The sequence below is a fragment of the Stenotrophomonas sp. YJH_SMC_133 genome (assembly GCF_059370655.1).
The window spans coordinates 303,455-315,898 of record NZ_JCAFTW010000001.1 but is presented as its reverse complement, the minus strand read 5'-3'; the positions used below and the strand labels follow the sequence as shown (position 1 = coordinate 315,898).

Here is a 12,444-nt window from a genome sequence, read left to right as displayed (position 1 = left end):
CGCGTGCGCGGCGTGAATCAGCGCGGACGGAAGCGCAGCAGCGCGACGGCAAACGCCAGGAACACGCTGCCCACCAGGCGCTCGAACCAGCGTCGCGCAAACGGCTTGGCCAACCAGCGGCGAAGGCCATGGCCACCGGCCGCATACATCACGTACCAGAACAGTTCGCACGCGGCGAAGGTGGCCACCAGCACGCTGTACTGCAGCGCCTGGCCGCGTGACGGGTCGACGAACTGCGGCAGGAACGCCGCCGCGAACAGCAGCAGCTTGGGATTGCTCAGGCCCACCAGAAGGCCACCACGGAACACCTTCCACGCGCCCAGCGAGGCCGCAACCGGCGGCGTAGCATCGACCGTCACCGGCGGTGCCGGCCGGCAACTGTCACGCCATGCCTTCAGGCCCAGCCAGGCCAGATAGGCCACGCCCAGATAACGCAGCACCTCGAACAGCATCGGCGACGAATGCAGCAGCGCACTCAGGCCTGCTGCGGAGGCCGCCAGCACCAGCAGCATCGCCAGCAGGCAGCCGGCCATCGCCGGCACACTGCCACGGAACCCCAGCCCGACGCTGCGACCGAGGATATGCAGCATGTTCGGCCCCGGCGTACCACACAGAACGAACACCGTGGCGAGGAACCACCACCAGGTATGCAGGGCCATAGCGCACATCCACTTCAGAAGATCCAACCAGCATAGAGTGCGCCGGGCCTGCCGCGGCACACACAGCGCAGCATGGATGTGGTGGTTACAGATCGCCGCCATCGGCAACCGGGCACCATCTGTGCTGCAATGAGGGCTCCTGGCACGGAGCGGCGCATGAAGACCCTTGGCCTGATTGGTGGCATGAGCTGGGAAAGCTCGGCCCAGTACTACCGGCTCATCAACGAGGAGGTACGGCGGCGGCTCGGCGGTGCGCACTCGGCACAGCTGCTGCTGTGGTCGGTGGATTTCGCCGGCATCAAGCAGCTGCAGCACGAAGGCGACTGGGACACCCTGGGTGACCACATGGTCGATGGCGCGCGGCGCCTGCAGGCGGGCGGCGCCGACCTGCTGCTGATCTGCACCAATACCATGCACAAGCTGACCGATCGCATCGAGGCGGCCTGCACGCTGCCGCTGCTGCATATCGCCGACCCCACCGCCCAGGCCATCGTGCAGGCAGGCGCACGCAAGGTGGGCCTGCTCGGCACCGCCTTCACCATGGAACAGGACTTCTACCGCGGCCGGCTGCAGGATCGCTTCGGACTGGAGGTGCTGGTACCCGAAGCCGATGATCGTCGCAGCGTGCACGACATCATCTACCAGGAGTTGATCGCTGGTGTGGTCAGCGAGCACTCACGGCAGGTCTATGCCGGCGTGATCGCGCGACTGGTGGCGCGCGGTGCCGAAGCAATCATTCTTGGCTGCACCGAGATCATGCTGCTGGTACGCCCGGAGGACAGTGCAGTGCCGCTGTTCGATACCACCGCCCTGCATGCGCGGGCCGCCGTGGACACGGCCCTGGCTTGAATCAATGCGCGCCGGAGCGCGGAATCAGTCCGCGCCCTGCACCTCCAGCGCGGTGATCAGCCACTCGACCACCGCCGGTGAATCGCACAGGAAGAAGATGGCGTCACCGGAGCGTGCGTCGGTAAGCAGCCGATAGACCGTGATCGCCACCGCCGACTGGTTGGCGATGAACACTTCCGGGCTGCGCGGCCCTTCACTATGCCCGGCAACGGCATGCAATGCCTTGCGCGCAGCCACAGTGGCTGCCGGGTCCGCGCTGCGGGTCAGTTCCGGCCCGCGCAGCCCCCAGGCAACGAACACATGCTTGCCCTTGAACGTAGTGTCCAGGACCCGCACCTCGGCGCCACCTGCGTCGGCCGAGCGATGAATGACGGTACTGCTGATCAACGCAACCCCCTGTGGTCGTCGTGGTCCGCGCATCCTCCCCCGCAGGCCGCCCGCACACCAGTGACGGCAGCCACAGGCTGCGCCGACAGGCGTGGAAGACATGTAAGAAGGTGTAAACCGATGCGATCGGATGTGCAGCGATGATACGGGATGTAAGCCTCTGCATGGGCTGGTGCGCACTACTAAATCCCTCCTGAGCCGCTTCCGGAACGATGCGTTCCGACGGCCCCGTGCTGGGTCATTCTTGCCGCCCGAATCCCCGCCCGAGGCTCCCCCATGACCCTTCGCCCGCTGCTGCCGATCACCGGCGCCGCCCTTGCCCTGCTGCTGGCCGCCACCGCCGTGGCCGCCCAGGACTACGACACTGATCACATTCCAGCGCTGCGCTGCGAATCCCAGTTCAACAAGACCGAGCAATGCCCCATCGAGGGACCGATGCGCCTGGCCAGGCAGCTGTCGGTGACCCGTTGCGTGGAAGACCAGAACTGGGGCCAGAGCCGGCGCATGCTGTGGGTGACCGACGGCTGCCGCGCCGAGTTCGTTGCCGACGAACACGGCCGCTGGCCGGGACGTGGCCGCAGCCGTGATCGCGACAACGAGGGCGAACGCCTGGTCTGCGAGTCCTACGAGAACAAGGACAAGGAGTGCCGGATTCGCGTGCGCCATGAGGTACGGCTGGTCAGGCAGAAATCGGTGACAGCCTGCATCGAGGACCGCAACTGGGGCTGGGACCGCCGCGGGGTGTGGGTCAGCGACGGCTGCCGTGCCGAGTTCCGTGTGTATTGACTGCCGGCCGCGCGCTGGCTGCATCGAGCAGGCGTGCGTGCCAGGCGGAGTCGATAGACTATGGCCTGCACGGCAGGGAGCACGACATGGAACGATGGTATCTGGCGACGCTGCTGGCGTTGATCCTGCATCAGATCGACGCTGCGTTCTGGCAGGAATGGGCCATGTTCCATGTCCCCGGTGGCATCCAGGGCTTCCTGCTGTTCAACCTGTTCGCAGTCGGCGCCGTGCTTTGGGGTTATCGCCAGATCGTGCTGGGCACATCCACGGCGCGCAGCTATGCACTGGCTTGCGGGGGGCTCGGCCTTGGCACGGCACTGATCCATCTGGCCTTTGCCCTGTTCGGTCGCAGTGAATTCCACCTGCCGCTGTCGATTGCCGTCCTGCTCGCCTGCTTTGTGTCGGGTGGCGGCCTGTTGCTGAAGCTGCGCCCGCGATGAACCGGGCGTCCTCTTCTCCGCACCTGCGCGACGGCATTCCGCAGGACGCAGATGCCTTGATCGCGCTCGACAGCGTGGCAGCCACTGATCCACGGCGGATCATGCAGATTGCCGACTGGCTGGCGCACGGCGTCGTGCAGGTCGCCGAGCAGGACGGCAAGATCGTCGGCTACCTGGTCATCCATCACCACTTCTTTGGCGAAGCCTTCATTGAAATGTTGATGGTGGCGCGCGAACAGCGCAGCCAGGGCATCGGCGCCATCCTGCTGCGGCACGCGATCAGGTGGCGCGGTGGCGGCAAGCTGTTCACTTCGACCAATGCCTCCAACACGGGCATGCAACGCCTGCTCGCTGCCGCCGGCTTCGTGGGCAGCGGCATCGTGCATGGCCTGGATGAAGGCGATCCGGAACTCATCTACCGCTTCGCGGAAAACTGATCAGATCTGCAGAACGCACAAAAAAGCCCGCGCATTGCTGCGCAGGCTCCTTGATTCATCACAGTGGTCGGGACGGCCGGATTCGAACCGACGACCCTCTGCCCCCCAGGCAGATGCGCTACCAGGCTGCGCTACGCCCCGACTGATGCTGCGATGTGCCCGCCAGTGCGGCGGGCCGTGAAGTATAGCGGATTACGATGGAAATGGGATCAGCGGCGCAACAACTGCAGCACTTCTTCCAGCTCCATGCGCACCTGCTTGATGATCTGGTTGCTCAGCGCCGATTCCTCGCGGGCATCGGGGCCATCCAGGCGCAGGCGGGCACCACCGATGGTGTAGCCCTGTTCGTACAGCAGGCTGCGGATCTGCCGCACCATCAGCACGTCATGGCGCTGGTAGTAGCGGCGGTTGCCTCGGCGCTTGGCCGGCTCAAGGCTGGGAAACTCGGTTTCCCAGTAGCGCAGGACGTGCGGCTTGACGTCGCACAGCTCGCTGACCTCACCAATGGTGAAGTAGCGCTTGGCCGGGATCGGCGGTAGTTCGCGGTTACTGCCCGGATCCAGCATAAGCCTCCACCCTCTCCTTGAGCTTCTGGCCCGGACGGAAGGTGACCACCGTACGGGCGGAAATCGGAATTTCCTCGCCGGTCTTGGGGTTGCGACCCGGGCGCTGGTTCTTGCGCCGCAGATCGAAATTACCGAAGCCCGACAGCTTCACCTGACGTCCCTGTTCCAATGCTTCACGCAGCACATCGAAAAACGCGTCGACGAATTCCTTGGCTTCACGCTTGTTCAGACCGACTTCGTCGAACAGCTTTTCCGCCATCTCCGCCTTGGTCAATGCCATTGCCTGCTACCCCCGAGTGCTGCCCGCTCAGCCGCGGATCCGGGCGTGGTGTTCACGCTCGATGGCAGTGACCGCCTCGGCCACCACCGCATCCACGTCGCGGTCCGTCAGAGTGCGCGACTTGTCCTGCAAAATCAAGCCCATAGCGAGACTCTTGAAGCCCGGCTCGACGCCCTGGCCAACATAGCGGTCGAACAGGTTCAGGTCGCGCAGCAGCGGGCCGGCGGCCTGGCGGACGGTCGCCGCCAGGTCGGCCCAGGCCACCTGCTCAGGCACCAGGAACGCCAGGTCGCGGCGCACCGCCGGGAAGCGCGACAGCTCGCCGGCACGCGGCAGGCGACGGGCGGTCAGCGGCTCCAGGTCCAGCTCGAAGGCGTACACGTCGGCCTCGATCTCCATCGCACGCGCCAGGCGCGGATGGATCTGGCCGATCCAGCCGATGGCCACGCCATCGCGGAGCACCTCGGCCGAACGCGCCGGGTGGCCGTAGGCGCGGGCCGACGGACGGAACTCCAGCTGCGCGCCACTGGCAGCCGCCAGCGATTCCAGGTCGCCCTTCAGGTCATGGAAATCGACCTTGCGGGTCGGCAGGCCCCACTGCACCGCCTGCGCCTCACCGCAGACCGCAGCGGCCACGCGCGGGGTTTCCAGCGGCGCCGGTTGGCCGTCTCCGCCCTGCTGGGCAAACACACGGCCGATCTCGAACAGGCGCACGCGGCCCAGCTGGCGCGCGGCATTGCGGCCAAGCGTGGCGACCAGGCCCGGCAGCAGCGACGGACGCATCACCGCCAGTTCCGCCGACAGCGGGTTGGCCAGCGGCACCAGACCGTCGCGCAGCTGCCACTGGGTCAGCAGCGCGTCGTCGACGAAGGCGAAGTTGACGGTTTCCTGCTGGTCACGGGCGATCAGCTGGCGGCGCACGCTCAGCGCGTCCAGCTGCGTCTCGCTCGGCATCGCCACGCGCGAGGCACCACCCGGCAGCGTGGTCGGGATCTGCTCGTAACCGTGGATGCGGGCCAGCTCTTCGATCAGGTCTTCTTCGATGGCGATGTCGAAGCGGCGGCTCGGCGCCGTGACCTGCCAGCCCTCGGCGGTGGCAACCACGTCCATGCCCAGCGCGCGCAGGATGCGCTCGACTTCGGCATCGTCGATGCTGATGCCGAGCACGCGGGTGATGCGGGCGCGGCGCAGCACGATGGTCGCCGGCTGCGGCAGATCGGCTTCACGCACGGCCTCGGTGACCGGTGCCGGTGTACCGCCGGCCAGGTCCAGCACCAGGCGGGTGGCGTACTCGATCGCGGTGCGCGGCAGCGCCGGATCGACGCCGCGCTCGAAGCGATGGCCGGCATCGGTGTGCAGGCCCAGCTTGCGGCCACGGCCCATGATCGCGGCCGGCGCGAAGTGCGCGGCTTCCAGGAACACGGCGGTGGTCGCGTCGGTGACGCGGGTGTCGAAGCCGCCCATCAGGCCGGCCAGGCCGACCGCACGGTCAGCATCGGTGACCACCAGGAAGCTGTCGTCCAGCGCAGCATCGCGGCCGTCCAGCAGCTTCAGCGTCTCGCCCGCGCGCGAACGGCGCACGGCGATGCTGCCCTGCAGGGTGCCCAGGTCGTACGCGTGCATCGGCTGGCCCAGCTCCAGCATCACGTACTGGGTGATGTCGACCAGCAGCGAGACCGGACGCACACCACTGCGGCGCAGGCGCTCGGCCATCCACAGCGGGGTCCTGGCGGCAGCATTGACGCCTTCGATGACACGGCCCAGGTAACGCGGCGCTTCGGCGCCGGCGTCGAGCTGGATGGCCAGCTCACGGCTGCCGACTGCCGGAATGGCGTCGGCCGCGAAGTCCAGCACTTCACTGCGGGTGGCGGCGGCGACGTCGTAGGCGATGCCGCGCAGGCTGAAGCAGTCGGCGCGGTTCGGGGTCAGCTTGATCTCGATGCTGGCGTCCGGCAGGCCCAGGTACTCGACCAGGGTCTGGCCGATCGGGGCATCGTCCGGCAGTTCCAGCAGGCCGGACGCATCGCTGTCCAGGCCCAGCTCCTTGGCCGAGCACAGCATGCCGTTGGACTCGACGCCACGCAGCTTGGCCGGTTTGATCTTCAGCTCGCCGATCTGCGCACCAACCATCGCCAGCGGCGCGACCAGGCCCGGGCGTGCGTTCGGTGCGCCACACACGATCTGCAGCAGTTCGCCCTGCCCGGCATCGACCCTGCACACCTGCAGGCGGTCGGCTTCCGGATGGCGCACGGCTTCAACGATGCGTGCCACGACCACGTGATCGAGGCCTTCGCCAAGCGCGGTTACTTCTTCCACTTCCAGGCCGATGGCGGTCAGCACCGCGCTCAGCTCATCGCGCGAGGCGGAGGTCGGGACGTGGCTGCGCAGCCAGTTTTCGGAGAATTTCATGGTGTCACCCTGGTGGGAGGCGTGCCTCCCGTTGCGGTTTTTGGGGTCGCCCAGCGCATGCGCAAGCAGGCGTCCATCCAGAAAGCAGCCGAGCAGGGCTCGGCTCTACACGGTTGCGGCTTACGCGAACTGCTTCAGGAACCGCACATCGTTCTCGAAGAACGCGCGCAGGTCGTTGACGCCGTAGCGCAGCATCGCGAAACGCTCCACGCCCATGCCGAAGGCGAAGCCGGTGTAGCGCTCCGGATCGATGCCGACATTGCGCAGCACGTTCGGATGGACCATGCCGCAACCGAGCACTTCCAGCCAGCGGGTGCTGCCATCGGGCTGCTGCCAGGCGATGTCCACTTCCGCACCCGGTTCAACGAACGGGAAGTAGCTGGGGCGGAAGCGCATCTCGAAGTCGCGCTCGAAGAACGCACGCACGAACTCGGCCAGCGTGCCCTTCAGGTCGGCGAAGGTCGAATGCTCGTCCACCAGCAGGCCTTCCACCTGATGGAACATCGGCGAATGGGTCTGGTCGCTGTCGCTGCGGTACACCTTGCCGGCGGCGATCATGCGCAGCGGCGGCGCGTGGTCGCCCATGTAGCGCACCTGCACACCGGAGGTATGCGTGCGCAGCAGGCGGCCGTCGCCGAAGTAGAAGGTGTCGTGCATGGCGCGCGCCGGGTGGTGCGGCGGGAAGTTCAGCGCCTCGAAGTTGTGCCAGTCGTCCTCGATCTCCGGCCCTTCCGACAGCTCGTAGCCCAGCCGGCCGAAGATGCCGGTGATGCGCTCCAGGGTGCGGGTGATCGGGTGCAGGCCGGCACGGTCGCCATTGCGGCCCGGCAGGGTGATGTCGATGGCTTCGGCGGCCAGGCGCGCATCCAGTGCCGCGTCTTCCAGCAGCGCCTTGCGCTCGCCCAGCGCGCGGGTCAGCGCGTCGCGGGCCTGGTTGATCGCTTCACCGGCGGCCTTGCGCTCGTCGGCCGGCAGGGCGCCGAGCTGCTTGAGCTGCGAGGTGATGCTGCCACTCTTGCCAAGCAGGGCCACGCGCAGCTGTTCCAGCACGTCGGGGCTCTGTGCGGCGGCCACATCGGCCAGCGCCTGGGTGGTGAGGGATTGGATGTCGCTCATGGGGGGCTGGAACTCCAGTCGATCTGCCATCGCGATGCGCGAAGGGCCGACCCCTGTCGCCACCGCCGTCCCCGCGCTGCCGTCGTGGCCTCGCCGGGACCCAAAAAAGAATGGGGAAGGACTTGCGCCCTTCCCCATGCATTGCCTTGACCTGACACCGTCCGAGTGAACGGTTACGGCATCGGGAAGGACTTATGCCGCCAGCGCGCCCTTGGCCTTTTCGGCCAGCGCAGCAAAACCGGCTGCGTCGTGCACGGCGATGTCAGCCAGGACCTTGCGATCCAGGGTGATGCCGGCCTTCAGCAGACCGTTCATGAAGCGGCTGTAGCTCAGGCCGTTGATGCGGGCAGCCGCATTGATACGGGTGATCCACAGCGAACGGAAGTTGCGCTTCTTCTGCTTACGGCCGATGTAGGCGTACTGCTGTGCCTTGATGACCGCCTGCTTGGCGACGCGGAAGACCTTACGGCGGGCGTTGTAATAGCCCTTGGCGAGATCCAGGATTTTCTTGTGGCGGCGACGCGCCTGTACGCCACGCTTAACTCGTGCCATTTTTCAGTTCCTCAGAGGTAAGGGAGCATGCGGTCCAGACGGCCTGCGTCTTCTGCACGGACATGGCCCGTCTGACGCAGATTACGCTTACGCTTGGTCGCTTTCTTCGTGAGGATGTGGCTACGGTTGGCGTGGCCGCACTTGTACTTGCCCGAGGCGGTCTTGCGGAAACGCTTGGCCGCTGCCCGGTTGGTCTTGATCTTGGGCATTGCAATGTCCTTGATGGGATATGACCCTGGTTTCTGACTGATCTGGCGGCGGCCTGGGCCGCTCTTTCCGTCCTGCCATGATCGGCGTACGACCCGTCCTGGGTGGGTCGAGCCGGGCATGATACAGGCAAAACCGCCCTGCCACCAGCCCCTGCAACCCTTTACCGGCGATTCACCGGCGTCCTGCAAAAGCAAAGGGACGCCAGCGGCGTCCCCTTACCCTGAACCCTTCAGCCAGGCGCCCCGGAAGGCGGCCCGTCAGGCCTCAGGTCTTCTTCTTCGGCGCGATCATCATGACCATCTGACGCCCTTCCAGGCGCGGACGGGATTCAATGACGATGTCCTCGCCCAGATCGGTCTCGATCCGGTTGGCCATTTCGCGGCCCAGTTCCTGGTGGCTCATTTCACGGCCACGGAAACGGATGTTGACCTTGATCTTGTCACCATCTTCGAGGAACCCGCGCATCTTGCGCAGCTTGATCTGGTAGTCGCCCTCGTCCGTGACCGGACGGAACTTCACTTCCTTGATCTCGACCTGCTTGGTCTTCTTCTTGGCCTCGCTGGCCTTCTTCTGCGCTTCGAACTTGAACTTGCCGAAGTCCATGATCTTGCAGACCGGCGGATCGGCCTGCGGCTGGATCTCGACCAGGTCCAGGCCTTCATCTTCGGCCATGGACAGCGCTTCGTCGCGCGACAACACGCCGATCATTTCTCCGTCACTGCCGATCACGCGGACGCGCGGCACACGGATTTCCTGATTCTTGCGGTTCTGTTTGTTGTCAGGGGTGCTGATATTACGTTCTCCCAAGGGTATCGAACCGGTCCGGGTGCCTGTGCGCCCGGACCGGACCTTTGCTTACGCGCCCTCGGCGTGGAGCCGCTCGATGAAGGCCTGCAGGCTCATGCTGCCCAGGTCTTCGCCAGAACGCGTACGCACCGCCACAGCCCCATTTTCCTTCTCGCGGTCACCGATGACCAGCAGGTAGGGCACGCGCTGCAACGTATGCTCGCGGATTTTATAGCCGATCTTCTCGTTACGCAAATCCGAGCTGACGCGGAAGCCTTGCTCCGCAAGGGTTTTGGTCACGCCCGAGACGTAGTCGGCCTGGGCGTCGGTGATGTTGGCCACCACCACCTGGGTCGGCGCCAGCCAAGCCGGGAACTGGCCGGCATGGTGCTCGATCAGGATGCCCAGGAAGCGCTCCATCGAGCCGACGATGGCGCGGTGCAGCATGACCGGGTGCTTCTTCTGGCTGTTCTCGTCCACGTACTCGGCGCCCAGGCGGCCCGGCATCATGAAGTCCACCTGCATGGTGCCCAGCTGCCAGGTACGGCCGATGGCATCCTTCAGGTGGTACTCGATCTTCGGGCCGTAGAAGGCGCCCTCGCCCGGCAGCTCCTGCCATTCCACGCCACAGGCGGTCAGCGCCGAGCGCAGCGCGCCTTCGGCCTTGTCCCAAGTGGCGTCGTCACCCAGGCGCGATTCCGGGCGCAGCGCGATCTTGATCTGGATCTCGTCGAAACCGAAGTGCTGGTAGACCGCCAGCGCCTGCTGGTGGAAGGCCGTCACTTCCGACTCGATCTGGTTTTCCGTGCAGAACACGTGGCCGTCGTCCTGGGTGAAGCCACGCACGCGCAGGATGCCGTGCAGCGCGCCGGACGGCTCGTTGCGATGGCACGAACCGAACTCACCATAGCGGATCGGCAGGTCGCGGTAGCTGTGCAGGCCCTGGTTGAACACCTGGATGTGGCCCGGGCAGTTCATCGGCTTGACCGCGTACGTGCGCTTCTCCGATTCGGTGAAGAACATGTTGTCCTGGTAGTTGTCCCAGTGACCGGACTTCTTCCACAGGCTCACGTCCAGGATCTGCGGGCAGCGCACTTCGCCATAGCCGCTGTTGCGGTAGACCTTGCGCATGTACTGCTCGACCACCTGCCACAGCGCCCAGCCCTTCGGGTGCCAGAACACCAGGCCCGGTGCTTCTTCCTGCAGGTGGAACAGGTCCTGCTGCTTGCCGATGCGGCGGTGGTCGCGCATTTCAGCTTCTTCGATGCGCTTGATGTACGCCTCGAGCTGCTTCTTGTCGGCCCAGGCGGTGCCGTAGATGCGCTGCAGCTGCTCGTTCTGCGCGTCGCCGCGCCAGTAGGCGCCGGAGATGCGGGTCAGCTTGAAGGCCTTCAGGAAGCGCGTGTTCGGCACGTGCGGGCCACGGCACATGTCCACGTATTCCTGGTGGTAGTACATGCCCATCGCCTGGATGTCGTCGGACATGTCCTCGATCAGGCGCAGCTTGTAGTCCTCGCCACGGGCCTTGAAGATCTCGATCACTTCGGCGCGCGGGGTCATCTTCTTGATGACGTCGTAGTCCTGGGCGATCAGCTCGCCCATGCGCTTCTCGATCGCGGCCATGTCGTCCGGGGTGAACGGGCGCTCGGAGTAGATGTCGTAATAGAAGCCTTCGGCGATCACCGGGCCGATCACCATCTTCACGTCCGGGTAGAGCTGCTTGACGGCGTGGCCGACCAGGTGGGCGCAGGAGTGGCGGATGATCTCCACGCCCTCCTCGTCCTTGGCGGTGATGATGCGCAGGCTGGCATCGTGGTCGATGACGTCGCTGGCATCGACCAGCACGCCATCCACGGCACCGGCGATGGTGGCCTTGGCCAGGCCGGCGCCAATCGACTGGGCGACCTCCATGACGCTGACGGGGTTTTCAAATTCGCGGCGGCTGCCGTCGGGAAGAGTAATGTTGATCATCGCAGTGGCTTCGTGCGGGGCCCGCTGGGCGGGCTGGAAAGCGTTCCCGGGGCGGCGCCCGGGCAATAAAAAAGCGCCGCGAGGGCGCCTGGAACACAGGGCCTTCGGGGGCAGGTCAACAGTGGGCGGTGGTAGTGCTCATGTCGCACGCTCGGCCGGCGCTGGACGCGGGCCACCTTGTTCCAGTCAGGGTTCTACGATGATCTTAAACCAGCGCACCGGAAAGCCCAAGGACTACCGTACGGTCGGCTGAATGTGCCTCGCTGGCGGCGTGAAATTGCAATGATTACCATGTCGGCGCAGGCCGCTCCGTGCCAGCCTGCCCGCTTTCCCCCAGGACCCCGTGATGCGCCACCCGCTCCGACCGGCTTCCGCCGGCCCCGCCCGTGCCCCGCGTTCGCCGGCCCGCTGCCGCGCCGGCCGCCCGCAATGATCACCGTCGGCCTTTCCACGCTCGGCTTCTGCAGCCTGGGCATGCTGGCAGCGATGTTCTCGGCGCTGGCCTTCTATGCCACTTCGCCGCATTGCCGCTGGCCGCGCCTGCGCCGCGCCGGCCGCCTGGGCCGCCAGATCGGCCTGGTCGCCGCTGCCGCCGCGCTGTGGCTGTGGATGGCCGAGCTCGGCTTTGCCGCCGGCCTGGTGGCGATGTTGTGCACCTGGATGCTGGCCGCGATGCTGTTGCCGGCGCTGGCCGCCTGGCACCGTCCCGGCACGGAGTCGCCCTGATGTGGCCGCGCGCCTTCGCTGGCGTCGTGGCCGGCTTCTTCCTGGCCGCAGCCGCGACCGGCCTGCTGGCATGGGTACCGCCCGGCCCCTGGCAGCGGGCGCTGGTGCCGACCCTGATCGCTTTCATCCCGCTGTGGATGCTGGCCGCCCTGTGGGCGTTCAGTTTCCGCAGCGCGCTGCGCGCCTGGCTGGTGCTGGGTGGCAGCGCCGCTGCCGGCTTCGCCATGCTCGGGCTGCTGCGCCTGACCGGCGCGGTGCAATGAGACCTCT

The 12,444-nt window shown here is 66.2% G+C and carries 16 protein-coding genes and 1 tRNA gene; 6 read left to right on the top strand and 11 right to left on the bottom strand.

What is annotated here, in order from left to right; genetic code table 11:
* Positions 1-17 precede the first annotated feature (17 nt).
* The gene (locus tag AC5P78_RS01400) at positions 18-659 is read right to left on the bottom strand and encodes a LysE family translocator (RefSeq protein ID WP_005410425.1); all 642 of its coding nucleotides are present in this window, start codon (positions 657-659) and stop codon (positions 18-20) included.
* 156 nt (positions 660-815) lie between these two features.
* On the opposite strand from AC5P78_RS01400, the gene AC5P78_RS01395 reads away from it, so the two are divergent.
* Complete coding sequence (locus tag AC5P78_RS01395; protein ID WP_005410426.1) at positions 816-1,508, top strand: aspartate/glutamate racemase family protein; 693 nt, start codon at positions 816-818, stop codon at positions 1,506-1,508.
* 24 nt (positions 1,509-1,532) lie between these two features.
* Here AC5P78_RS01395 and AC5P78_RS01390 read toward each other — a convergent pair whose 3' ends face one another.
* A complete protein-coding gene (locus AC5P78_RS01390) occupies positions 1,533-1,928 on the bottom strand; it encodes a hypothetical protein (RefSeq protein WP_032965929.1) in 396 nt (131 codons plus the stop codon).
* A gap of 243 nt (positions 1,929-2,171) precedes the next feature.
* Here AC5P78_RS01390 and AC5P78_RS01385 point away from each other — a divergent pair, with 243 nt between their 5' ends.
* From AC5P78_RS01385 to AC5P78_RS01375, 3 genes are all read left to right on the top strand, one after another.
* Positions 2,172-2,681, top strand: coding sequence for a DUF3011 domain-containing protein (locus AC5P78_RS01385; protein WP_005410428.1), 510 nt, complete (start codon positions 2,172-2,174; stop codon positions 2,679-2,681).
* 86 nt (positions 2,682-2,767) lie between these two features.
* The gene (locus AC5P78_RS01380; protein ID WP_005414058.1) at positions 2,768-3,121 is read left to right on the top strand and encodes a DUF6713 family protein; all 354 of its coding nucleotides are present in this window, start codon (positions 2,768-2,770) and stop codon (positions 3,119-3,121) included.
* Complete coding sequence (locus tag AC5P78_RS01375) at positions 3,118-3,558, top strand: GNAT family N-acetyltransferase (RefSeq protein ID WP_012480872.1); 441 nt, start codon at positions 3,118-3,120, stop codon at positions 3,556-3,558. Before AC5P78_RS01380 ends, AC5P78_RS01375 begins: the two co-directional genes overlap by 4 nt.
* Before the next feature lie 64 nt (positions 3,559-3,622).
* Here AC5P78_RS01375 and AC5P78_RS01370 read toward each other — a convergent pair.
* The 9 genes from AC5P78_RS01370 to thrS all read right to left on the bottom strand — a co-directional run bounded on the left by AC5P78_RS01370 (position 3,623) and on the right by thrS (position 11,448).
* Positions 3,623-3,699 (bottom strand) — tRNA-Pro (locus AC5P78_RS01370).
* Between the two features lie 68 nt (positions 3,700-3,767).
* On the bottom strand, positions 3,768-4,124 hold the full coding sequence (locus AC5P78_RS01365; RefSeq protein ID WP_005410431.1) for a MerR family transcriptional regulator: 357 nt from the start codon (positions 4,122-4,124) through the stop codon (positions 3,768-3,770).
* The gene (locus tag AC5P78_RS01360) at positions 4,105-4,404 is read right to left on the bottom strand and encodes an integration host factor subunit alpha (protein WP_005410432.1); all 300 of its coding nucleotides are present in this window, start codon (positions 4,402-4,404) and stop codon (positions 4,105-4,107) included. Before AC5P78_RS01360 ends, AC5P78_RS01365 begins: the two co-directional genes overlap by 20 nt.
* A 27-nt stretch (positions 4,405-4,431) precedes the next feature.
* Entirely contained in the window at positions 4,432-6,813 is a 2,382-nt protein-coding gene (gene pheT, locus AC5P78_RS01355; protein WP_138969935.1) for a phenylalanine--tRNA ligase subunit beta, read from the bottom strand.
* Between the two features lie 120 nt (positions 6,814-6,933).
* A complete protein-coding gene (locus tag AC5P78_RS01350) occupies positions 6,934-7,929 on the bottom strand; it encodes a phenylalanine--tRNA ligase subunit alpha (RefSeq protein ID WP_005417865.1) in 996 nt (331 codons plus the stop codon).
* Between the two features lie 192 nt (positions 7,930-8,121).
* A complete protein-coding gene (gene rplT, locus AC5P78_RS01345) occupies positions 8,122-8,481 on the bottom strand; it encodes a 50S ribosomal protein L20 (protein WP_005410435.1) in 360 nt (119 codons plus the stop codon).
* An 11-nt stretch (positions 8,482-8,492) separates the two neighbouring features.
* Positions 8,493-8,690, bottom strand: coding sequence for a 50S ribosomal protein L35 (rpmI, locus tag AC5P78_RS01340; RefSeq protein ID WP_005410436.1), 198 nt, complete (start codon positions 8,688-8,690; stop codon positions 8,493-8,495).
* A 265-nt stretch (positions 8,691-8,955) separates the two neighbouring features.
* Positions 8,956-9,498, bottom strand: coding sequence for a translation initiation factor IF-3 (gene infC / locus AC5P78_RS01335; protein WP_005410437.1), 543 nt, complete (start codon positions 9,496-9,498; stop codon positions 8,956-8,958).
* 48 nt (positions 9,499-9,546) lie between these two features.
* Entirely contained in the window at positions 9,547-11,448 is a 1,902-nt protein-coding gene (gene thrS / locus AC5P78_RS01330; protein ID WP_005410438.1) for a threonine--tRNA ligase, read from the bottom strand.
* Between the two features lie 429 nt (positions 11,449-11,877).
* Here thrS and AC5P78_RS01325 point away from each other — a divergent pair, with 429 nt between their 5' ends.
* On the top strand, positions 11,878-12,174 hold the full coding sequence (locus tag AC5P78_RS01325) for a hypothetical protein (protein ID WP_099527107.1): 297 nt from the start codon (positions 11,878-11,880) through the stop codon (positions 12,172-12,174).
* Entirely contained in the window at positions 12,174-12,437 is a 264-nt protein-coding gene (locus AC5P78_RS01320) for a hypothetical protein (RefSeq protein ID WP_033835141.1), read from the top strand. The genes AC5P78_RS01325 and AC5P78_RS01320 overlap by 1 nt, the downstream gene beginning before the upstream one ends.
* The last annotated feature ends 7 nt before the right edge of the window (positions 12,438-12,444 follow it).

Bases quoted from the DNA above. Each gene is read 5' to 3' on its own strand.
- AC5P78_RS01320 (WP_033835141.1), top strand. From the start codon at position 12,174: ATGTGGCCGCGCGCCTTCGCTGGCGTCGTGGCCGGCTTCTTCCTGGCC.
- AC5P78_RS01385 (WP_005410428.1), top strand. From the start codon at position 2,172: ATGACCCTTCGCCCGCTGCTGCCGATCACCGGCGCCGCCCTTGCCCTG.
- AC5P78_RS01400 (WP_005410425.1), bottom strand. From the start codon at position 659: ATGGCCCTGCATACCTGGTGGTGGTTCCTCGCCACGGTGTTCGTTCTG.
- rpmI (WP_005410436.1), bottom strand. From the start codon at position 8,690: ATGCCCAAGATCAAGACCAACCGGGCAGCGGCCAAGCGTTTCCGCAAG.
- AC5P78_RS01390 (WP_032965929.1), bottom strand. From the start codon at position 1,928: ATGCGCGGACCACGACGACCACAGGGGGTTGCGTTGATCAGCAGTACC.
- AC5P78_RS01325 (WP_099527107.1), top strand. From the start codon at position 11,878: ATGATCACCGTCGGCCTTTCCACGCTCGGCTTCTGCAGCCTGGGCATG.
- AC5P78_RS01350 (WP_005417865.1), bottom strand. From the start codon at position 7,929: ATGAGCGACATCCAATCCCTCACCACCCAGGCGCTGGCCGATGTGGCC.
- AC5P78_RS01375 (WP_012480872.1), top strand. From the start codon at position 3,118: ATGAACCGGGCGTCCTCTTCTCCGCACCTGCGCGACGGCATTCCGCAG.
- AC5P78_RS01395 (WP_005410426.1), top strand. From the start codon at position 816: ATGAAGACCCTTGGCCTGATTGGTGGCATGAGCTGGGAAAGCTCGGCC.
- rplT (WP_005410435.1), bottom strand. From the start codon at position 8,481: ATGGCACGAGTTAAGCGTGGCGTACAGGCGCGTCGCCGCCACAAGAAA.
- pheT (WP_138969935.1), bottom strand. From the start codon at position 6,813: ATGAAATTCTCCGAAAACTGGCTGCGCAGCCACGTCCCGACCTCCGCC.
- AC5P78_RS01365 (WP_005410431.1), bottom strand. From the start codon at position 4,124: ATGCTGGATCCGGGCAGTAACCGCGAACTACCGCCGATCCCGGCCAAG.
- thrS (WP_005410438.1), bottom strand. From the start codon at position 11,448: ATGATCAACATTACTCTTCCCGACGGCAGCCGCCGCGAATTTGAAAAC.
- AC5P78_RS01360 (WP_005410432.1), bottom strand. From the start codon at position 4,404: ATGGCATTGACCAAGGCGGAGATGGCGGAAAAGCTGTTCGACGAAGTC.
- AC5P78_RS01380 (WP_005414058.1), top strand. From the start codon at position 2,768: ATGGAACGATGGTATCTGGCGACGCTGCTGGCGTTGATCCTGCATCAG.